The 19010-nt window shown below is 72.7% G+C and carries 16 protein-coding genes; 5 read left to right on the top strand and 11 right to left on the bottom strand.

The features are described from left to right. Nucleotides 1–383: 383 nt before the first annotated feature. The 6 genes from ACZ63J_RS18120 to ACZ63J_RS18095 form a co-directional block, all read right to left on the bottom strand. Nucleotides 384–923 (bottom strand): DUF5134 domain-containing protein, encoded by a 540-nt coding sequence (locus ACZ63J_RS18120; protein ID WP_465337973.1) that lies wholly within the window; start codon nucleotides 921–923, stop codon nucleotides 384–386. Between the two features lie 151 nt (nucleotides 924–1074). Beyond that, nucleotides 1075–2247: a lipid-transfer protein gene (locus tag ACZ63J_RS18115; RefSeq protein WP_465403294.1), complete on the bottom strand. Its 1173-nt coding sequence runs from the start codon at nucleotides 2245–2247 to the stop codon at nucleotides 1075–1077. Beyond that, complete coding sequence (locus ACZ63J_RS18110; protein WP_465403292.1) at nucleotides 2244–2630, bottom strand: MaoC family dehydratase; 387 nt, start codon at nucleotides 2628–2630, stop codon at nucleotides 2244–2246. Before ACZ63J_RS18110 ends, ACZ63J_RS18115 begins: the two co-directional genes overlap by 4 nt. Further along, the gene (locus tag ACZ63J_RS18105; RefSeq protein ID WP_465403290.1) at nucleotides 2627–3544 is read right to left on the bottom strand and encodes a bifunctional MaoC family dehydratase N-terminal/OB-fold nucleic acid binding domain-containing protein; all 918 of its coding nucleotides are present in this window, start codon (nucleotides 3542–3544) and stop codon (nucleotides 2627–2629) included. The genes ACZ63J_RS18110 and ACZ63J_RS18105 overlap by 4 nt, the downstream gene beginning before the upstream one ends. Next, on the bottom strand, nucleotides 3541–4695 hold the full coding sequence (locus ACZ63J_RS18100) for an acyl-CoA dehydrogenase family protein (protein ID WP_465403289.1): 1155 nt from the start codon (nucleotides 4693–4695) through the stop codon (nucleotides 3541–3543). The genes ACZ63J_RS18105 and ACZ63J_RS18100 overlap by 4 nt, the downstream gene beginning before the upstream one ends. A 4-nt stretch (nucleotides 4696–4699) precedes the next feature. Then, a complete protein-coding gene (locus tag ACZ63J_RS18095) occupies nucleotides 4700–5749 on the bottom strand; it encodes an acyl-CoA dehydrogenase family protein (RefSeq protein WP_465403286.1) in 1050 nt (349 codons plus the stop codon). 87 nt (nucleotides 5750–5836) lie between these two features. Here ACZ63J_RS18095 and ACZ63J_RS18090 point away from each other — a divergent pair, with 87 nt between their 5' ends. Together ACZ63J_RS18090 and ACZ63J_RS18085 are read left to right on the top strand one after the other, a co-directional pair. Next, nucleotides 5837–6703: an alpha/beta fold hydrolase gene (locus ACZ63J_RS18090; RefSeq protein ID WP_465403284.1), complete on the top strand. Its 867-nt coding sequence runs from the start codon at nucleotides 5837–5839 to the stop codon at nucleotides 6701–6703. Between the two features lie 13 nt (nucleotides 6704–6716). Then, complete coding sequence (locus tag ACZ63J_RS18085; protein ID WP_465403282.1) at nucleotides 6717–7214, top strand: nitroreductase family deazaflavin-dependent oxidoreductase; 498 nt, start codon at nucleotides 6717–6719, stop codon at nucleotides 7212–7214. On the opposite strand, the gene ACZ63J_RS18080 is transcribed toward ACZ63J_RS18085, so the two are convergent. After that, nucleotides 7198–8583, bottom strand: a complete 1386-nt coding sequence (locus ACZ63J_RS18080) for a WS/DGAT/MGAT family O-acyltransferase (RefSeq protein ID WP_465403398.1) — start codon at nucleotides 8581–8583, stop codon at nucleotides 7198–7200. The two genes, ACZ63J_RS18085 and ACZ63J_RS18080, sit on opposite strands and share 17 nt — an antisense overlap. A 73-nt stretch (nucleotides 8584–8656) precedes the next feature. Here ACZ63J_RS18080 and ACZ63J_RS18075 point away from each other — a divergent pair, with 73 nt between their 5' ends. After that, nucleotides 8657–9892 (top strand): alpha/beta hydrolase, encoded by a 1236-nt coding sequence (locus ACZ63J_RS18075; protein ID WP_465403280.1) that lies wholly within the window; start codon nucleotides 8657–8659, stop codon nucleotides 9890–9892. A gap of 6 nt (nucleotides 9893–9898) precedes the next feature. Here ACZ63J_RS18075 and ACZ63J_RS18070 read toward each other — a convergent pair whose 3' ends face one another. The 3 genes from ACZ63J_RS18070 to ACZ63J_RS18060 all read right to left on the bottom strand — a co-directional run bounded on the left by ACZ63J_RS18070 (nucleotide 9899) and on the right by ACZ63J_RS18060 (nucleotide 16740). Beyond that, on the bottom strand, nucleotides 9899–11059 hold the full coding sequence (locus ACZ63J_RS18070; protein ID WP_465403278.1) for an SWIM zinc finger family protein: 1161 nt from the start codon (nucleotides 11057–11059) through the stop codon (nucleotides 9899–9901). Then, complete coding sequence (locus tag ACZ63J_RS18065; RefSeq protein WP_465403276.1) at nucleotides 11059–14595, bottom strand: SNF2-related protein; 3537 nt, start codon at nucleotides 14593–14595, stop codon at nucleotides 11059–11061. Before ACZ63J_RS18065 ends, ACZ63J_RS18070 begins: the two co-directional genes overlap by 1 nt. Before the next feature lie 93 nt (nucleotides 14596–14688). Further along, a complete protein-coding gene (locus ACZ63J_RS18060) occupies nucleotides 14689–16740 on the bottom strand; it encodes an acyl-CoA dehydrogenase family protein (RefSeq protein WP_465403275.1) in 2052 nt (683 codons plus the stop codon). A 145-nt stretch (nucleotides 16741–16885) separates the two neighbouring features. Between ACZ63J_RS18060 and kstR the strand changes: the two genes are divergently transcribed. Both kstR and ACZ63J_RS18050 read left to right on the top strand, forming a co-directional pair. Beyond that, nucleotides 16886–17518: a cholesterol catabolism transcriptional regulator KstR gene (gene kstR / locus ACZ63J_RS18055; protein ID WP_465307604.1), complete on the top strand. Its 633-nt coding sequence runs from the start codon at nucleotides 16886–16888 to the stop codon at nucleotides 17516–17518. Further along, the gene (locus tag ACZ63J_RS18050; RefSeq protein WP_465403273.1) at nucleotides 17515–18207 is read left to right on the top strand and encodes a maleylpyruvate isomerase family mycothiol-dependent enzyme; all 693 of its coding nucleotides are present in this window, start codon (nucleotides 17515–17517) and stop codon (nucleotides 18205–18207) included. Before kstR ends, ACZ63J_RS18050 begins: the two co-directional genes overlap by 4 nt. Here ACZ63J_RS18050 and ACZ63J_RS18045 read toward each other — a convergent pair. Further along, the gene (locus tag ACZ63J_RS18045) at nucleotides 18161–18991 is read right to left on the bottom strand and encodes an LLM class F420-dependent oxidoreductase (protein WP_465337988.1); all 831 of its coding nucleotides are present in this window, start codon (nucleotides 18989–18991) and stop codon (nucleotides 18161–18163) included. The two genes, ACZ63J_RS18050 and ACZ63J_RS18045, sit on opposite strands and share 47 nt — an antisense overlap. Nucleotides 18992–19010: the final 19 nt, after the last annotated feature.

Below are 19010 nucleotides of genomic sequence, written 5' to 3'. Positions count from 1 at the left end.
CACGCAAGATGCCCCTCCAAGCACGCGAGATGCCCCTCGGGTCACGCGAGATGCCCTACCCGACACGCGAGATGCCCCACGGCGCACGCGAGGTCTGGCCGAACCGTCCGGCAACCGCACCTGAGCACGCGAGTCCGGTCTCCAATCACGCGAGTTCCGGCCCCAATCACGCGAGATGCCCCTCGGGTCACGCGAGATGCCCGCCCCGACACGCGAGATGCCCCGCGGCGCACGCGAGGTCTGACCGAACCGTCCGGCAACCTTACCTGGGCACGCGAGTCCGGTCTCCAGACACGCGAGTTCCGGCCCCAATCACACGAGACCCGGCTTCAATCACGCGAGTCCCGGCCCCCGTCACGCCGCCTCCGGCGAACCGCCCCAGCTCACAAAGCCGAAGCCAGCAGCATGTACCCCATCCCCGCCCCCATGACAGCCCGGCACACCGCCCGCGACGCCTCCCCGGCCCCCGCGGACACCACCACCGATCCCCGCACCGCGAGCACCCCCGTCCGCGCCGCGTCGAACACGAAATACCCCGCCGCCGCCACCGCGACCGCCGGAAGCGCCAACCTCGCCGACGGGTCCATCGTCAACCACGGGCCGTGGGCCATTCCGCCGTGGGGCATCGCCGTCACCATGTACAGCATCGCCGCCGCCGAAAGCGCGTGGTGGGCGCATGCCTCTCCGCGGCGCCAGGCCAGCGTGAACCAGCCCGCCGTCAGGGCCAGGACCGCCTGCCAGCCCGCCGCCGGGATCGGGCCGCCGATCGGGGAGAACATCGCCACCATCGCGACCACCAGCAGCAGCTCGGCCAGGTCGCCGTGCCGGACGCCCGCGCCCAGCCGGCCGTAGTCGAGGCGGGCCAGCCGGCGCAGGCACGGCAGCGCCAGCAGTGCGAACACCGCCGTGAGCGCCCAGTCCATCCCTACGAGCAGCCGCACGAGGGGGCGCGGGGGTCGAGCGGCTCCGGCATGGCGACCTCACTGTGCGTCGTGGGTGGTCCTTCAACCGTGACAGCCCACCCGACCGCGCACCAGCCGTCAATGAGGTGACACCGCTGACCCACAAGGGCGACTACCCGTCGCTCGTCAGCACCAGCCCGCTCGTCGGCACGCCCGTCCCCGCCGTCACCAGCGCCCGGGACGCGCCCGTGACCTGGTTGACCGCCGTGCCGCGGAGCTGCCGGACGCCCTCCGCGATGCCGTTCATGCCGTGGATGTACGCCTCGCCGAGCTGCCCGCCGTGCGGGTTCAGCGGCAACACGCCGTCCAGCTCAAGAGCACCCTCGGAGATGAAGTCCTTGGCCTCGCCGCGGCCGCAGAACCCCAGCTCCTCCAGCTGCATCAGCACGTACGGCGTGAAGTGGTCGTACAGCACCGCGACGTCCACATCGGACGGCCCCAGCCCGGACTGCCCCCACAGCTGCCGCCCGACGACGCCCATCTCCGGCAGCGCCGCCAGGTCGTCGCGGTAGTAGCTGGTCATCACGTACTGGTCCGGCCCGCTCCCCTGCGCCGCCGCCGCGATCACCGCCGGCCGGGACGCCAGGTCGCGGGCCCGGGCGAGGCTCGTCACGACCAGCGCGACGCCGCCGTCGCTCTCCTGGCAGCAGTCGAGCAGGTGCAGCGGCTCGGCCACCCAGCGCGACGCCTGATGCTCCGCCAGAGTGATCGGCCGCTCGTGGAACCACGCGTTCGGGTTGGTCGCCGCGTGCTTGCGGTCGATCACCGCGACGCGCCCGAAGTCTTCGCTCGTCGCGCCGTAGTCGTGGAGGTACCGCTGCGCGACCATCGCCACCGTCGCCGCCGGGGTCGCGATGCCCATCGGGTAGTGGAACGCGTTGTCCACACCGGACGAGTTGACCTGCCCCGCCGCGGCCGACGACACCTGCCCGAAGCGCATCCCCGAGCGTTCGTTGAACGCCCGGTAGGCGACCACCACGTCCGCGACGCCCGTCGCCACCGCCATCGCGGCCTGCTGCACGGTCGCCGCCGCCGCGCCGCCGCCGTAGTGGATGCGGCTGAAGAACTTCAGCTCGGGAATCCCCAGTTCCCGCGCCACGGCGATCTCCGCGTTGCCGTCCATCGTGAACGACACCAGTCCGTCCACATCGGACGGCGAAAGGCCCGCGTCCGCCAGTGCGTGCGAGATGCATTCGGCCGCCAGCCGCAGTTCGCTGCGCCCGGAGTCCTTCGAGAACTCCGTCGCGCCGATGCCGGCGATGGCCGCCTTGCCCGAGAGCGTCACGGTAGGGTCACCTCCACGGTCCCGGCGACGTGCTCACCGAGCGAGTCCACTCCGGACACCGACACGACGACGTCGTTGCCGTCACGAGAAACCACGCGACCGGTGAACGTCAGGGTGTCGTAGGCGTAACACGGCACCCCGAGCCGGATCTTGATCGACCGGATCAGCGCCTCCGGCCCGGCCCACGCCGACACGAACCGCTGCACCAGGCCGGTGTCGGTCAGGATGTTGAGGAAGATGTCCTTCGAGCCGCGCGCCACCGCCGAGTCGCGGTCGTGGTGCACGTCCTGGAAGTCGCGGGTCGCCAGCGCCGTGCTGACGACGAACGTCGGGGTCGCCTCGATCGTCAGCGGCGGCAGCTCCGTTCCTTCGACGACGGTCATCGCGCCACCTTCCACGCCGGCAGGGTCAGCTCGTCGTCCACCTTGACGAACGCCGCCACCACGGGCAGTCCGATGTGGACCTCCTCCGGCGCGGCGTCCAGCAGCTCGGCCATGACCCGGACTCCTTCTTCCAGCTCCACCAGCGCCACGACGAACGGCAGGTCCTTGCCCGGCACCGGCGGGTGGTGGTGCACGACGTAGGAGAACACGGTCCCGCGCCCGCTCGCGACGACGTAGTCCGGCTTCGAGTCCAGCGAGCCGTCGGGCGGCATCGGGCCCGGCGGGTGCCGCAGGGTCTCACCCCACCGCTGGATCCGCAGCTCTCCCTCCCGCAGGCCGTCCCAGAAGAACTCCGTGTCGCGGCTGATCACCGGCCGCAGCACCGGGGCGGGCGGTGGTTTCGGCGCGGGCGGCCGGAACTTCAGCACCCGGAACATCATCTCGGCGACAGCTTCGTCCTCGACGTACCACCGCACGCGCGTGGTGACGAACCAGCCCTCCCCCAGCGCGGTCTTCTTCGGCCCGACAACGCTTTCGAGAGCCGTGGCCGCAACCACGTTTTCGCCGGGTCGCAGGTAGCGGTGGTAGGTCTGCTCGGAGTTCGTCGCGACAACCGAGGTGAACCCGGCCTCGTCGAGCAGCTCCATCATCAGGCCGAGCGGGTCGTCGGTCCCGCGTGGGACGTTCAGCCCGCCCATCGTCCACACCTGTGCCATCGCGGGGGGCGCGACCAGTCCCTTGTGGACGCTCGCGGCGGCGAACTCCGGGTCGGCGTAGACCGGGTTGTCGTCACCGATCGCCTCGACCCAGTTGTTCACCATGGCCTGGTTCACCGGGTCACGTGCCTGGCGCGGCGCGCACTCTCCGCGAGCAGCGACCTTCTCGGCGGCTTCGATGATGTCCTGGTCGTTCATCGTGGCACCCTCGGCAGACCCAGGCCGATCGAGGCGATCAGCTCCCGTTGGATTTCGCTGACGCCGCCGCCGAACGTCAGCACGATGTTGCGTTTCGCCGAGACGTCCAGCCACTCGGCCAGCTCGGCGGTGTCCGGATCGGACAGATCACCGTGGCGCCCGACGAGCTCCTCGAGGTCACGGCCGATCCGCTGGATCACCTCGGAGCTGAACACCTTGGTCGCGGACGCGTCGGCGACCACCACCGGCGCCGTCGCCGACGACACCGCGACCTGCCAGTTCAGCAGCTCGTTCACCCGCGTCACCGCCCAGGCGTCGGCCAGCACGGCGCGCACGTCGGCCAGGTCGAGCAGGCCGTGGGCGGCCGCCCAGGCGCGGGCGCGGTCGTAGAGGCCGCCGATGCGCCCGGCCGGGCCGAGCATGACCCGCTCGTGGTTGAGCTGCGTCGTGATCAGCCGCCAGCCTTCGTTTTCCTTGCCCACCAAGCGGTTCACCGGAACGCGAACGTCCGAATAGTACGTCGCGTTGACGTGGTGGGCTCCGTCGCAGGTGATGATCGGCGTCCAGGAGTAGCCCGGGTCGCTGGTGTCCATGATGAGGATCGAGATGCCCTTGTGCCGCGGCGCGTCCGGCGCGGTCCGCACGGCGAGCCAGATGTAGTCCGCGTCGTGGCCGCCGGTGGTGAAGATCTTCTGGCCGTTGACGACGTACTCGTCGCCGTCGCGCACCGCCGTCGTGCGCAGCGCCGCGAGGTCGGTGCCCGCCTCCGGCTCGGTGTACCCGATCGCGAAGTGGATCTCACCCGCCAAGATCCGGGGCAGGAAGAAGGACTTCTGCTCGTCCGTGCCGTACTGCTGCAGCGTCGGGCCGACCGTCTGCAGGGTCACCGACGGCAGCTGGACGTCGGCACGCGCGGCTTCGTCGACGAACAGATGCTGCTCGACGCCGCCGAAACCCTGTCCGCCGTACTCGACCGGCCAGCCGACACCGAGCCGGCCGTCGCGGCCCATCCGGCGGACGATCTCGCGGAACACCGGCCCGTGCCGCTCGGTCCGCATCGCGCGGCGTTCTTCGGGGCTGATCAGCCCGGCGAAGTATTCACGCAGCTCGCTGCGCAACTGCTGTTGCGCCGCGGTCAGTTCGACGTGCATCCGCTCACCCCGCCACTCGTTCGCCGAGCCTGCCGAGCCGGTGCGCGGTGCCGCCGAGCGCCCGGCCGAGATCCTTGACCGCCGACGAATACCGGTGCAGCGGATAGGTTTCGTCGACGCCGACCCCGCCGTGCAGGTGGTGGCAGGTCGCCAGCGCGACCGGCGCCTGCTCGGCGAGCCAGTAGGCGGCGACGTCCAGTTCGGCGTCCGCGTCGAGCCCCGAAGCCAGCCGCCACACCGCGGAAACCACGGCCAGGTGCACGGTCCGCGCGGCGACGTAGACGTCGGCGATCTGGCCCGCCACCGCCTGGAACGTCGCGAGTGGACGGCCGAACTGCGTGCGTTCGCCGACGTGCTTGACGGTCAGCGCCAGCGCGCCGGCCAGGAGGCCGTCCCCAAGGGCGAGTGCGCCGGCCAGCGCGAACCGATGCAGCACAGCGACCGCGCCATCGTCCGCGAGCAGGTCGGCCTCTTCGACGGCGACGTCGTCGAGCCGCACGGTGCATTCGGGCGTCCCGGCCGAGTTGCGCGACGGCACGAGCGTGACACCGTCGGCGTGCGGATCGACCAGGTAGACGGCCGTGCCGTGCGCGGTGGTCACCGGCGTCAGGATCCGCGTGGCCTCCGCGGCGTACGGAACCGCCGTCTTGACCCCGCTGAGCAGCCACTTCCCGTCGTCCGCCCGCGAGGTGGCCGCCGGCGCGGCGACCAGCGGCGCGGACGGCTCGTGCAGGGCCGCGGTGAGCAGCGCCTCCCCCGCCGCGACCGGCGGCAGGAGCTCCGCGCGCTGCCGGGGTGTCCCGAGCGTCTCGACCGGCAGGACGCCCAGGGCCAGCGCGGCGTAGACCGGCACCGGCGCGGCGGCGCGGCCGGCCTCGGTCAGCACCTGCGCGACCTCGGCCACGCCCAGGCCGTCGCCTTCCAGGTCCGGTGGCAGCGCCAGGGCCAGCAGGCCTGACGACGCCAAGGCGCGCCAAGGGTCGTCGTCCGTGCCGAGCACCTTCGCGGCGAGTGCGGCGATCTCGGTCTGCGTATCGTCGAGAGTGAAGTCCACGCCTGTCCTCCGGATCGGCGCAATACTGAAACCTGTTCTAGTCTTAACCGGAAAAGGCCTGCACGGCAACCCCCGCGGAGGAGCAGGATGGCGGTGACCGACCCCGGTGGCGCGCGCCGCCGCCGGCTGATCACCGCGCCGCCGACCGCCGGGGTGCCCGAACCGGTGCCGCTCGACCTGCCCGGCCGCGGGCGGACCGTGGTGACCGACGTCGGCCCGCGGGACGCGCCCGCGCTCGTCCTCCTGCATTCGGTCGCCTGCACGGGCTTGCTGACCTGGTACCCGACCCTGCGGCAGCTGGCGCGCCACCACCGGGTCGTCGTGTTCGACCAGCGGTGGCACGGCCGGGGCTACCGCTCACCGGAATTCCGGCTGGCCGACTGCGCCGAAGACGTCACCGCGGTCGCGGACGCGCTGGGCATCGGCCGGTTCGCGCTCGCCGGGTACTCGATGGGCGGGATGGTCGGCCAGCTCGTCGCCCACACCGAACCAGAACGTGTTGCCGGTTTGGTGCTCTGCTCGACCGCCAGCAACTTCGGCCGCGGGCTGCGGCAGCGGGTCGCCCTCGACGTCTTCAGCCGGACGCTGCGGCAGCTCCGCGAGCGCGTGAAGCTGCCGATGGCGACCGAAGCGATGCCGCGCGCCCGCGTCGAGGACCGCCGGTGGGCGCTGCGGGAGTTCCGGTCGACCACCCCGTGGGAGATCGCGGTCGCCGTCGACGAGATCGGCCGGTTCGACTCGACGCGCTGGCTCTCCACCCTGCGGCTGCCCACCGCCGTCGTCGTGACCACGAAGGACCGGTTCATCGCACCCGAGCACCAGCGGTCGCTGGCCCACCGGATCCCGGGCGCGGCGACCTACGAGGTCGCGGCCGGGCACGCCGCCTGCGTCCTGGCCGCCGACCGCTGGGTCCCCGCCCTGCTGGCCGCGGTCGCGTCCGTGCACACCCCTTGAGAAGGAGCTCACGATGGGACGGTTCAGCCTGCCGGAGGAGAAACCCGGCGGTCTCGACTCGCCCGTGACGGCCAAGGTCATGAAGTACGGCGCGAAGGCCCAGGTGGCGGTTTTCCGGCTGACCGGCGGCCGCGTCGGCAGCACGTGGCGGGTCGGGGCGGGGTTCCGCAAGCCGGTGCCGACGTTGCTGCTGGAGCACCGCGGCCGCAAGTCCGGCCGGCTGTTCACCACGCCGCTGCTCTACCTGCGGTCCGGCGCGGACGTCGTCATCGTCGCTTCCCAGGGCGGGCTGCCGCGGCACCCGCAGTGGTACTTCAACCTGCTGGCGCATCCCGAGACCTGCATCCAGCTCAAGGGCCGTCGCGACGTCCCGGTGACAGCCCGGGTGGCCGAGGCCGAGGAACGCGCCGAGCTCTGGCCGCGCCTGGTCGAGCTCTACGCCGACTTCGCGAAGTACCAGGCGTGGACCGACCGGGAGATCCCGGTCGTGGTGCTCAGCCCGCGGCCTTGAGCAGCTCGGCCAGCGCCTCCGGGAGCGCGTCGGCGAGCGGCCACAGGTCCTTGACCAGCTCCCGCGCGCCGAGCAGGCCGACGTGCACCTTGCCCGCGTTGGACAGCACGGTGACGTTCAGCCCGGCGCCGTGGAAGACCGGGCCGAGCGGGTAGAGCCCGGTGATCCGCGCGCCGAGCAGGTACAGCGGCATCGGCGGGCCGGGCACGTTGGAGACGACCAGGTTGTGCACCACCGGGTGCTTCTCGGCCAGCCGCAGCGCGGAGTACGCGCGCACGGCCATGCCGAACGCCGTCGCGGCGGAGAACTGCGCCCAGTCCTGCAGCATGTCGGCGTCGATGTCGTAGTGGTGGTCCTTCGACAGCCGGTTGGCCTCGGCGAGGAAGAACACCCGCGCGGCCGGGTCGGCCAGGTGCGTCGGCAGGGACGCGAAGAAGGCCGAAACCTTGTTGCTGCCGTGGTCGCGTTCGGTGCGGTCGTGCACCGACACCGGCACGGTCGCGACCAGCGGGTCGTCCGGCAGCTCGTCCCGCGCCTCGAGGAACTCGCGCAGGGCGCCGGCGACCAGCGCGAGCACGACGTCGTTCACCGTGACACCGAAGGCGTTCTTGACCTCCTTGACCTCGTCGAGGTCGAGCTGGGCGAACGCGACACTGCGGTGGCCGGTGATCGTGCCGTTCAGCGACGTCCGCGGCGCGGTGAACGGGACCGGCATCCCCTTGCCGCGCATCGTTTTCCCGAGCCAGCGCGGGACGAGCCCCACCAGGTCCGGCAGCAGCCGAGCGACCTCGAGGGGCCGTTTCGCGAAGCTCTCGACGCCCGTGCGGAGCAGGTGCAGCGGCGACGGGATCGCGGAGTTCGGCCGCTGCTCGACCTCGGGCATCGGCGCGTCCGGCTCGAGCCCGGCCAGGTAGGTGATCAGGCTGGCGCCGCTCACGCCGTCGACGCTCGCGTGGTGCATCTTCAGCAGCACGGCGATCTGGCCGTCGGCCAGGCCTTCGATGACGTAGAGCTGCCACAGCGGCTGGGCGCGGTCGAGCTGCTGCCCGGCGATGTGCGCGCACAGCTCGGCCAGCTCGGCGCGGTCGCCGGGGGCCGGCACGCCGATGCGGTGCACGTGGTGGTCGAGGTCGAAGTCGTCGTCCTCGATCCACACGGGATGCCCGACGTTCCAGAGCGGATTGTGCAGTTTGCGGCGGAACGCCGGGATCACGCGGACCCGTTCTTCGAGCTTTTCCTTGAGCTTCGCGAAGGTGTAGCCGCCGGGGACGGTCGAGCCGTCGAGGGTCATCAGCCCGCAGACGTGCAGGACCTGCGACGGCGTCTCGAGGTAGAGGAAGCTCGCGTCGAGGCCGCTCAGTCTCTGCATGGTCTGCATGCCGCCAGCGTAAGCCACTTCCGGTGAGCGGCGCGTCACCCTACTCGCCGGTATCATCACGGGGGTGCAGCCGAACTTCCTGATCCGCCGCGCGGTCCAGCTCGGCCTCACCGCCAACGCGCTCCGCCCCCTGCGAGCCCGCTCCACGACCATCCCGGTGTTCTTCGCCGGCTGGCTGACCGGGGAGCTCGCGCCCCAGTTCCTGGCGCTGACGGCGGCGGACACCGCTGTGCATCTGGCGCGCCACGGTGTCCGCGACCGCTCGACGCAGGCCGGGCTCGCGATGGCGGCCGCGTCCGCCGCCGGGCTGGCCGCGCTGATCCGGACCGGGCACGGCGCCCGCGACGAGATCGAGAAGGCGCTGACGTCCGCGCTGGGCGAGGACTACGCGGACGAGCTGGGCCGCTCCGACCTCGGCCTGCCGTGGGGCGAGCTGGCACTGCCGTTCCGGATGGGCGCGCCGGACGTCCGGGTCGACCGCAACATCGCGTACGCGCCGGGCGGCAAGCGCTTCCTGCTGGACGTATACCGGCCTGCGACGCCGGTGACCGGCGCGCCGGTGCTGCTGCAGGTCCACGGCGGCGCGTGGGTGATCGGCAACAAGGAGGAGCAGGGCCGGCCGCTGATGCGCTACCTGGCGCGCCGCGGCTGGGTGTGCGTCGCGATCAACTACCCGCTCTCGCCGACGCATCGCTGGCCGGCGCACATCGTGGCGGCGAAGCAGGCGTTGGCGTGGATCCGCTCTTCGATCACCTCGTACGGGGGCGACCCGGGTTTTGTCGCGGTGACGGGCGGTTCGGCGGGCGGGCACCTGTCGTCGCTGCTGGCGTTGTCGCAGAACGACCCGGCGCTGCAGCCGGAGTTCGAGGACGTCGACACGAGCGTCCAGGCGTGCGTCCCGCTCTACGGGGTGTACGACTTCGCGGCGACTTCGGGATCGCGGGCGAGCCAGTACCGCCTGGAGAGCCTGCTCGCGCGCCGGGTGTTCGCGGCCGACCGCGACCCGGTCCGGCATCTCGACGACTACATCGCGGCGTCACCGCTGGACCGGATCACGTCGGAGGCCCCGCCGTTCTTCGTGATCCACGGCCGCGACGACTCGCTGGTGCCGGTCCGCGAGGCGCGCGAGTTCGTGCGGCGGCTGCGGGAGAAGTCCCGGCAGCCGGTGGCTTATGCGGAGCTGGCGGGGGCTCAGCACGCGTTCGATGTGTTCACTTCGGTGCGGAGTGCGCATGTGGTGCGGGGCGTGGCGCGGTTTCTGGACCACACCTACCACTCCTGGAAGGCCGAGAACCGGTAGACGGGGTCAGTACGCCAGGTCGACCGGGCTTGCCGAAGGCGGGCCGTCCAGGCGCCACTCCGTTCCTGACCGCACGAAGCGGTACCAGCGGGCGTCACGGCCGTAGCGCAGCTGGAGCTCTCCCTGCGTGACGCGGTTTCGCCAGGTTCGCGGGGTGCCCGGGAGACCGGCCTCGGCCAGCGTTGTCTCGGCTTCCGTCAGGGGGCCGGGGCCCGGCTGCCACGGCTCCCGCAGCGCCGCCAGGCCGCCGCGGCCCGCTTCGCGCCACGCCTCGGCCCAGCGGACCAGGTCCCGGGGTGGCACCTCGGCGGCCGCGGCCAGAGCTGCGACCTCCGGTCCGGAGCGGCCCGCCGCGCGCCGGGCGAGGTCTTCCTCGAACGTCAGCTCCGCGGCCGTCGCGCCGCCGACCAGGAGGTCGCGGGCCAGGGCCGCCGCGTCCGCGGCCAGGCCGGACAGCGCCGCCGCCGTCCAGCCGGTGCTCGGTGGCGGGTCGAGGTCGAGGACCGCCGGAGACCCGGCGACCCGCGGGGGCGGGGGCAGCTCCGGGAGCGCCCCCAGCCGTCGCGCGTAGGCGGCTCGCGGTGTCAGACCCTCGTCCACGGGCTTCGGGAGCTTCGGCTTCTCGCCGCGCGCCGGCGCCCGGCGGGCGCGCAGCTCGGCGAGGACGTCTGCCCGGGGGCGTCCGCGCAGCAGGAACAGCGTGAAGGGGTCGCGGTCGACCTCGTCGGCGACCAGGTAGTAAACCGCGGCGACGTGCTTGCACGGGTTCGCCGAGTCCGGGCACGAACACCGCGGCCGCAGGTCGCCCGGGCCGGGCAGCAGGTCGGCGCCCGCCTCGCGGGCCTGCTCGGCGAGCGCGCCCGGCAGCTCACCGTCGAGCAGGGCCGCCGCGTGGCCGAGCTGCGTGCCGACGACGCCGAGCAGGGTGTCCCATTCGCCGTCGGTGAAGGTGCGCATGGTGATGGTGACCTTGTAGGGCTCGGGGCGGCTGCCGCGCACCCGGGCGGTGACCGCCCCGGCGGCGACGTGCAGCTCGCTGACGGTGCCCTTGCGCGCGTACGTCCGCCCGCGGGGCAGCCGGTTCGGGTCGAGCTTCGCGCGCTGCTCCAGGGCGTCGACCCAGGCCCGGCCCCACCAGGTGTGGCCGAAGTTCCGCCGTGGGGACATCACCCGCTCCCGAGGCGCACCAGGTCGGCGAGCGCGTCGTCGGACAGTTCGGTGATCCAGTCTTCGCCGGCGCCGACGATCGACTCGGCCAGCCCGCGCTTCTTCTCCAGCACCTGCGCGATCCGCTCCTCGAGCGTGCCCTCGGCGATCAACCGGTGCACCTGGACCGGCCGGTCCTGGCCGATGCGGTAGGCGCGGTCGGTGGCCTGGTCTTCGACCGCGGGGTTCCACCAGCGGTCGTAGTGGATCACGTGGGTGGCGCGGGTCAGGTTGAGCCCGACGCCGCCTGCCTTGAGCGACAGCAGGAAAACCGGGATCTCGCCGGCCTGGAAGCGGTCGACCATGTCCTGCCGCTTGGCCGGCGAGCTCTCGCCCGAGAGCAGCTCGGTGGGCAGGCCGCGCTCGGACAGCCGCCGTTCGAGCAGCCGGCAGAGCTGGACGTACTGGCTGAACACGAGGACGCTCTCGCCCTCGTCGAGGATGACGTCGACCAGCTCTTCGAACGCGGCGAGCTTGCCGGAGCGCCCGGTGAGCCCGCCGTGCGGCTCCTTGAGGAACTGCGCGGGGTGGTTGCAGATCTGCTTGAGCTCGGTGAGCAGCTGGAGGACCTGCCCGCGCCGCTTGATGCCCTGGGTCTCCCGGATCTCGGCCATGTTTTCCCGGACCACGGCTTCGTAGAGGGTGGTCTGCTCGGCGGTGAGCGGGACGAACCGGTCGGTCTCGGTCTTGGGCGGCAGCTCCGGGGCGATGTCCGGGTCGGACTTGCGGCGCCGGAGCAGGAACGGCCGCACGGTGGCGGCCAGCCGTTCGGTGACGGCCTTGTCCCGGTCGCGCTCGATCGGCCGTGCGACGGTGCGGCGGAAGCGGTCGAGCGGGCCGAGCAGACCGGGGGTGGTCCAGTCCACAATGGACCACAGCTCGGTGAGCCGGTTCTCGACCGGCGTGCCGGTGAGGGCGACCTTGGCTTGCGCGGGAATCTTGCGGAGTTCTTTCGCGGTGGCGGACAGCGGGTTCTTGACATGCTGAGCCTCATCGGCGGCGACGAGGCCCCAGTCCACTTCGGACAGTGTTTCGCGGTCACGGCGGAGGACGCCGTAGGTGGCGAGGACGACTTCGTCGGGGGCGAGGTCGTCGAGGTGGCGGCTGCCGCCGTGGAAGCGGCGGACCCGGATGTCGGGGGCGAAGCGGGCGAACTCGCGTTCCCAGTTGCCGAGGAGGGAGGTGGGGCAGAGGACGAGGGTGGGACCGCCGGGTTGCGGGAGGCCGGTCGGGGGCGCGGGCTCGGCAGGTGGCATCGAATCCGCCGCGGGCTCGGCGGCCGACACCGACTCCGATGCGGGCTCCGGGGCATGCTCGGGCGGCAAGCCACCGGCTGGTTCCGGATCGGCGGCGGATCGGGGAGCTTCGGCGGCGGAATCGGCCGGTAGCTCGGCGGCAGGATCGATCGGGGCGCCGATGGATGGCACCTCGGCGCCGGGATCGGCCAGCACCGACTTCGCGCGCGACCGTTTTGATCCGGCTGCAGGCGCGCCCGGCGGCTTGCCGATCGGCCCGGCCTCGGGCGGCGCGAGTTTGCCCGGCAGCTCGGCGACCGACCCCACCACAGGCGACACGAGATCGCCCGGCGACTCGACAACCGACCCCACCTCGGGCGGCACGAGTTTGCCCGGCACCTCGGCGACCGACCCCGCCGCAAGCGACACGAGATCGCCCGGCGACTCGACAACCGACCCCACCTCGGGCAACACGAGATCGCCCGGCACCTCGACAACCGACCCCACCTCGGGCAACACGAGATCGCCCGGCACCTCGACAACCGACCCCACCACAGGCGACACGAGATCGCCCGGCGACTCGACAACCGACCCCGCCTCGGGCGGCACGAGTTTGCCTGGCCGCTCGGCGACCTGTCCGGCCACAGGCGCGCCCGCCGGTTTGCCGATCGGCCCGGCCTCGGGCGGCACGAGTTCGCCCGGCAGCTCGGCGACCTGTCCGGCCACAGGCGCGCCCGGCAGCCCGCCCATCCCTCGCGTCTCGGGGCGTGCCTGTGCCAGGGCTCGGCGGTGCAGGTGCAACGCGATCAGCTGGATCGTCTTGCCCAGACCCATGTCATCAGCCAGGCACGCGCCCAGGCCAAGGCCCGTCATCGTGGCCATCCACGCCAAACCCGCCTGCTGGTACGGCCGCAGCGTCGCCTGCAGCCCCGGGGGCACCGCCACCGCCACGCCATCCCGGTCCCGGATGCGTGAGGCCAGCCCTCCCAAGACCGGTGGGGCCGCGAACTCCACCCGTTCGCCGTCCAGTTCCAGCTCGCCCGTCAGGGCCGCTGCCAGGGCTTCGCCCGCCTCGAGCTTGCGGGTTCGGCCTCGGACCCGGGCCAGCAGCTGGGGGTCGACCCGTACCCACTGGCCGCGCAGCCGGACCAAGGGGCGCTTCGCCTCGGCCAGGGCCGCCACCTCGGCCTCCGTCAGCTGCTCGCCGCCCAGGCTGAGCTGCCAGCGGAACTCCAGGAGGCTTCGCAGCGCGAACTCCGCCTCCGTGACGCTCGCCGGGGCCTGGGTCGCGCTCGCCTTCGCCTTCACCTCGCCCGCGAACAACCCCTTCGACCAGAGCACCTCGATGCCGGCGCCGCCTAGGTCGCGGGTGCCGTTCGTCAGGAGGTCGACGACGTCGTCGTCCGACAGCGGCAGCTCTGCGGGCGCGGCTTCGGCCAGCGCCCGGCTGAGCGGGGCCCAGGCTCGCGCGCCGCGGCGGAGGCCGAGGAGGAGCTGGGTCTCCACCTGGTCGCCGAGGCGGTTCAGCACCGCGTCCGGCGCGTCCCACAGCGTTGACGCCTCCACCACCAGGCTCGGCTCCGCCATGCTGCGCACCGCCAGCACCCCGGCGAACGAGTCGTCCTCCCGGCCCTCGACCCGCAGCAGCACCTGCACCCCGCGGGGCTCGCGCGCCTCCAGCTCGGCCAGCCAGGCCGCGGCGTCCGGGCCGAGCAGCGCCGGTTCGCGCGCCGCGAACGCGGGATCGCCCGCCCCGACCGGCGCCGCCGGGCTGCGGACCAGCAGGTCGGCGGTCGCGTCCCAGAGGGCGCGCACCAGGGAGTCCGGTGAATGCAGGCGGATGCGCTTCAGCCCGGTCAGCGGCAGCGCGTACGCCTCCGGCGGCAACGCCCCGGCCAGGCCGCGCAGCAGTTCTTCGTCGGCGGCGTCGAGCGGGCCAATCCGCCAGGCCGCCGCGCCACCCGGGGACGCCGCGGGCCGCAGCCGCCCGCGCGCGACGAGGTTCACCCCCGCGTTGACGGCCGCCGACCACGCCGCGACGGCCGGGCTGGCGTCCTCACCCACCGCGAGCAGCCGCGGCAACGCGCGTTCGAGCGGGACGAGCTCCGCGTCGACCTTCGTCCGCGCGAACTTCGCACCCCGGGGCAGCACGAGCTCGATCGTGGTCCCGCCGGCCACGTCGTCGCCCCACAACGCCAGCACGCCTTCCCGCGGCGGGTCCGCGGGAAGGTAGGTGGCCTGGGTGTCTGCGCTGAACTCCACGACCGCAACGCTAGAACACGCCCCCGACAGTTTCGGGCCCGGCGGCACGAACGGTCCTTTCGCACCGTCTCACGAGAAGACTCACGAGGAGACTCAGCGGGGCAGCCCCAGCAGCCGTTCCGCCGTCAGCGAACGCAGCACCTGCGTCGTGCCACCGGCGATCGACAGGCAGCGCGTCAGGAGGAACTCGTGCTGCCGGGGATCACCCGCGACGAGACCGCCCGCCCCCGCCAGCTCCAGCGCGAACTCCGCGACGTCCTGCCGGTGCTGCACGCCGAGCAGCTTCCGGACGCTCGACTCCGCGCCCGGGTCCTGCCCGCCGAGCTGCCGCAACGCCGCGCGCAGGTCCAGCACCGAACCCGCGACCCCGAAGGCCACCAACGACCCGAGCCGGTCCAACGCGACGTCGTCCAGCGCCGAGGCGTCCACTGTGGACACCAGTGACTGCACGCTCTCGCCGACCGCGGACCCGCTCCCGAGGGCCACCCGCTCGTTGGCCAGGGTCGTCCGCGCCAGCCGCCAGCCGCCGCCGGGGATGCCGACGACGTCGGCGTCCGGGACGAACACGTCGTCGAGGAACACCTCGTTGAACACGGCCTCGCCGGTGATCTCGCGCAACGGCCGGGTCGTGATGCCCTCGGCGCGCATGTCGACCAGGAAGTACGTGATCCCCTTGTGCTTCGGCACGTCCGGATCGGTGCGCGCCAGGCAGATCCCCCAGTCGGCTTCACGGGCGAGCGACGTCCACACCTTCTGCCCGGTCAGCCGCCAGCCGCCGTCGACGCGCCGCGCGGCCGTCCGCAGCGCCGCCAGGTCGGACCCGGCGCCGGGCTCGCTGAACAGCTGGCACCACGTGAGCTCACCGCGCAGGGTGGGCCGCGCGAACCGCTCACGCTGCTCGTCGCTGCCGTGCTCGAGGATCGTCGGGACGGCCCAGGCCCCGATCACCAGGTCGGGACGGCGGACGCCGGCGGCCGCCAGCTCGGCGTCGATCCGCAGCTGCGCGGCGGCGTCGGCCCCGCGGCCGTACGGCGCCGGCCAGTGCGGCGTCAGCAGCCCCGCATCGGCCAGCGCGACGCGTTGTGAATCCGAAGGCAGCGCGGCGATCCGCGCCACCTCGTCCCGCAGGTCAGAATCGTCTCCGACGTCGACGCCGAGGGTGCGTTCGGTCCCCTCGAGCGCCAGCGAAGCCGCCCGACGGCGCCACGACCCGCCGAGCCATTGCCGCAGGGCGACGGCGCGGCGCAGGTAGAGGTGGGCGTCGTGTTCCCAGGTGAACCCGATCCCGCCGAGCACCTGGACGCAGTCCTTCGCGTTGGCGACGGCCGCGTCGAGGGCGACGACGGCCGCGCTCGCCACCGAAAGCGGGTGCCGCCCGGACGCCGCGTCCCACGCCAGCGCTTCGGCCGCTTCGGCGCGGCACAGCATCTCCGCGCACAGGTGCTTGATCGCCTGGAACGCGCCGATCGGCCGGCCGAACTGCTCGCGGACCTTCGCGTACTCGACGGCGACGCTCAGGCAGCGACGCGCCACTCCCGCCGCCTCGGCCGAGGCCAGGGTCGCCGCCAGCGGAGCGACCGGCGGCAGGCTCAGGACGTCGCCGCGCACACCGGAGAACCGGACGCGCGCCAGCGGGCGCGAGAAGTCGAACGGCGCCAGCGGCTCGACCGTGACCCCGGGTGCGCCCGGCGCGAGGAGCACGTGACCACCGGCGGCCGGCACCAGCAGCCAGGAGGAGGCGTCGGCGCCGGGCACTGGCCCGGAGACGCCGTCCTCGAGCGACGGCGCGTCGAGCAGCACCGCGACCGTCGCCGCTCCCTCGGCCACCGCCGCGAGCAGCTCCTTGGCCTCGGGCACCTCCGCCAGGAGGAGCCCGGCCAGCGCCGTCGAAAGCACCGGTCCGGGAACAAGTTCTTCGGCGGCCGCGGCGAGCCCGGCGGCCAGGTCGGCGACACTGCCGTCGGCGCCGCCGACCGAGCCCGGCAAGGCGACCCCGAAGAGGCCGAGGTCGGCGAAGCCGGCGGGAACCCCCGCGGCGCCACCGGTTTCCGCCGCCCGCACCGCCTCTCGCGGGTGGTGCGCGGCCGACCAGGCGTGGATCGCCTCGGCCAGGGCGGCCTGTTCCTCGGTGAGCGCGACCGGCATGGGCCCTCCTCGCGGTAAGAACACTACTCGCGAGTGTAGAACGTGTTACAGTTTTTCGGCCAGTGGGTCACTGGTTGAACGTTTCGCCAGGACAGGTACTCTACGTCGTGAACTGGAACAAGTTCCGAAGGACGGGGGAACACCGATGCCCGGCAAAGCCAAAGCGCCGGTGAAGGCACGCGGCAACGGGCTGAGCGCGATCGGAGCCGACGAACTCGGCTCGGCCGCCCAGCGCGACCGCCGCCGCCGGATCATCGACGCGACCCTCGCCCTGGCCTCGAAGGGCGGGTACGACGCCGTCCAGATGCGGGCCGTCGCCGAGAAGGCCGACGTCGCGCTCGGCACCCTGTACCGGTACTTCCCGTCGAAGATCCACCTGCTCGTCTCCGGCCTGGCGCGCGAGTTCGAACGCGCGCAGGAGAAGCTGGAACGCCAGGCCATCCCGGGTGACACCCCGGCCGAGCGGCTGATGTTCGTGCTCGGCCGCAACACCCGGCTGATGCAGCGCGACCCGCACCTCACCGAGGCGATGGTGCGCGCGTTCATGTTCGCCGACACCTCCGCCGCCGCCGAGGTCGAGCAGGTCGGGCGGCTGATGGAGAACATGTTCGGCCAGGCGATGGGGATCTCCGACCCGACCGAGGCCGACCGCGACATCTTCCACGTCGTCGCGGACGTCTGGATGGCGAACCTGGTGGCCTGGGTGACCCGCCGGGCGTCGGCCGCCGACGTCGCGAACCGGCTCGAGCTGTCGGTCCACCTGCTGCTCGACAAGTGATCCCGACGGCCGCGGTCGCCGTGGCCCACAGCCGGCTGCACCGCGCCCTGGAACCCCTCACCGACGAGCGGGTCCACGAGCCGTCACCGCTGCCGGGCTGGACCCGCGGGCACGTGCTGGCCCACGTCACCGACGCCGGACGCGCGTTGGCCGACCTCGTCGAGAGCGCGCTGCGCGGGGTGCTCGTCCCGCTCTACGACCCGAAGACGCACGACCGCGACGGCATCATCGAGGCGACCGCGGGCCGCTCCGCCGAAGAGCACCGGCGAGCCCTGCTTCGCCACTCCGTCCGCCTGGAAGACGCCTGGGCCCGGGTGACCGACTGGGACCAGCACGTCGACTACCGCGACGGGAAGCTGTCGAGCACCGTCTTCGCCCGCTGGCGCGAGGTCTGGATCCACGCGGTGGACCTCGACGTCGGGGTCGGCTTCGCCGACTGGCCGGCGGACTTCTGCGGCCACGCCGTGGACTTCCTCCAGGACCGCCTGCCCGACGGCGTCGCCGTCCGCGACGGCGACCGGCGTTGGGGCGGAGGAGACGCCGAAGTGACCGGGACCGTGCGCGAGCTGGCCGCGTGGCTGTCCGGGAGGGCCGGCGGCGACGGCCTGACCGGCGTCCTCCCGGACCTGGGCCCGTGGCCGGTCAGCGGTGCTCGGCCACCACGGCGGCCAGCTCGTCGAGCGCCTTGAGCGTCTCGGCCTCCGGCATCGTCTCCAGCAGGAACGTGTAGCGCTCGACGCCCGCCTCGCGGAAGCCGTCGATCACCTTGGCCTTCGTGTCACCGCCGAAAACGGCGAACTCGACGTCCGTGCGGCCCTGGTCGGCGAGCCAGCCGCGGACGCGCTTGGCCTCGTCGAAGTGCGTGTGACCGCGAAGCAGCCAGCCGTCCCCGTAGCGGGCCAGACGGTTCAGGGCCGCTTCGCTCTCACCACCGATGTAGATCGGCGGGTGCGGCTTGTGGACGGGCTTCGGCCAGGCGTAGATCGGGTCGAAGTCGACGTGCCGGCCGTGGAACTCGGCCTCGTCCTTCGTCCAGATCTCCTTGAGCGCGGCCAGCTGCTCGTCGATCAGCGCGCCGCGGGTCTTCGGGTCGGTGCCGTGGTTGCGCATCTCCTCGCGGTTCCAGCCGACGCCGACGCCGAACAGCGCACGCCCGTCGGAGACGAGGTCGAGGGACGCGACCTCCTTGGCCGTGTGGATGAGGTCACGCTGGATCAGCAGCGCGATCCCGGTGCCGAGCAGCAGCTCCGACGTCGCGGTGGCGGCGGCGGTGAGCGCCACGAACGGGTCGAGGGTGCGCTTGTACTTCTCCGGCAGGTCTCCCCCGCCCGGGTACGGGCTCTCCCGGCTGACGGGGATGTGCGAGTGCTCGGCCAGGAACAGCGAGTCGAAGCCGCGCTCTTCCAGCGCCGCGCCCAGCACGTCCGGCCGGATGCCTTCGTCGGTCACGAACGTCGAGATCCCGAATTTCATACTCAACGACTACCACCAG

The organism is Amycolatopsis sp. NPDC104863, from assembly GCF_055582965.1.
Note: the sequence above shows the minus strand (reverse complement) of the source record. Positions and strands in the feature narration are given on the sequence as shown.

Coding starts and splice junctions, on each gene's coding strand:
- ACZ63J_RS18120 (WP_465337973.1), bottom strand. CDS start 923: ATGGACTGGGCGCTCACGGCGGTGTTCGCACTGCTGGCGCTGCCGTGC.
- ACZ63J_RS18110 (WP_465403292.1), bottom strand. CDS start 2,630: ATGACCGTCGTCGAAGGAACGGAGCTGCCGCCGCTGACGATCGAGGCG.
- ACZ63J_RS18105 (WP_465403290.1), bottom strand. CDS start 3,544: ATGAACGACCAGGACATCATCGAAGCCGCCGAGAAGGTCGCTGCTCGC.
- ACZ63J_RS18100 (WP_465403289.1), bottom strand. CDS start 4,695: ATGCACGTCGAACTGACCGCGGCGCAACAGCAGTTGCGCAGCGAGCTG.
- ACZ63J_RS18090 (WP_465403284.1), top strand. CDS start 5,837: ATGGCGGTGACCGACCCCGGTGGCGCGCGCCGCCGCCGGCTGATCACC.
- ACZ63J_RS18085 (WP_465403282.1), top strand. CDS start 6,717: ATGGGACGGTTCAGCCTGCCGGAGGAGAAACCCGGCGGTCTCGACTCG.
- ACZ63J_RS18080 (WP_465403398.1), bottom strand. CDS start 8,583: ATGCAGAGACTGAGCGGCCTCGACGCGAGCTTCCTCTACCTCGAGACG.
- ACZ63J_RS18070 (WP_465403278.1), bottom strand. CDS start 11,059: ATGTCCCCACGGCGGAACTTCGGCCACACCTGGTGGGGCCGGGCCTGG.
- ACZ63J_RS18060 (WP_465403275.1), bottom strand. CDS start 16,740: ATGCCGGTCGCGCTCACCGAGGAACAGGCCGCCCTGGCCGAGGCGATC.
- kstR (WP_465307604.1), top strand. CDS start 16,886: ATGCCCGGCAAAGCCAAAGCGCCGGTGAAGGCACGCGGCAACGGGCTG.
- ACZ63J_RS18045 (WP_465337988.1), bottom strand. CDS start 18,991: ATGAAATTCGGGATCTCGACGTTCGTGACCGACGAAGGCATCCGGCCG.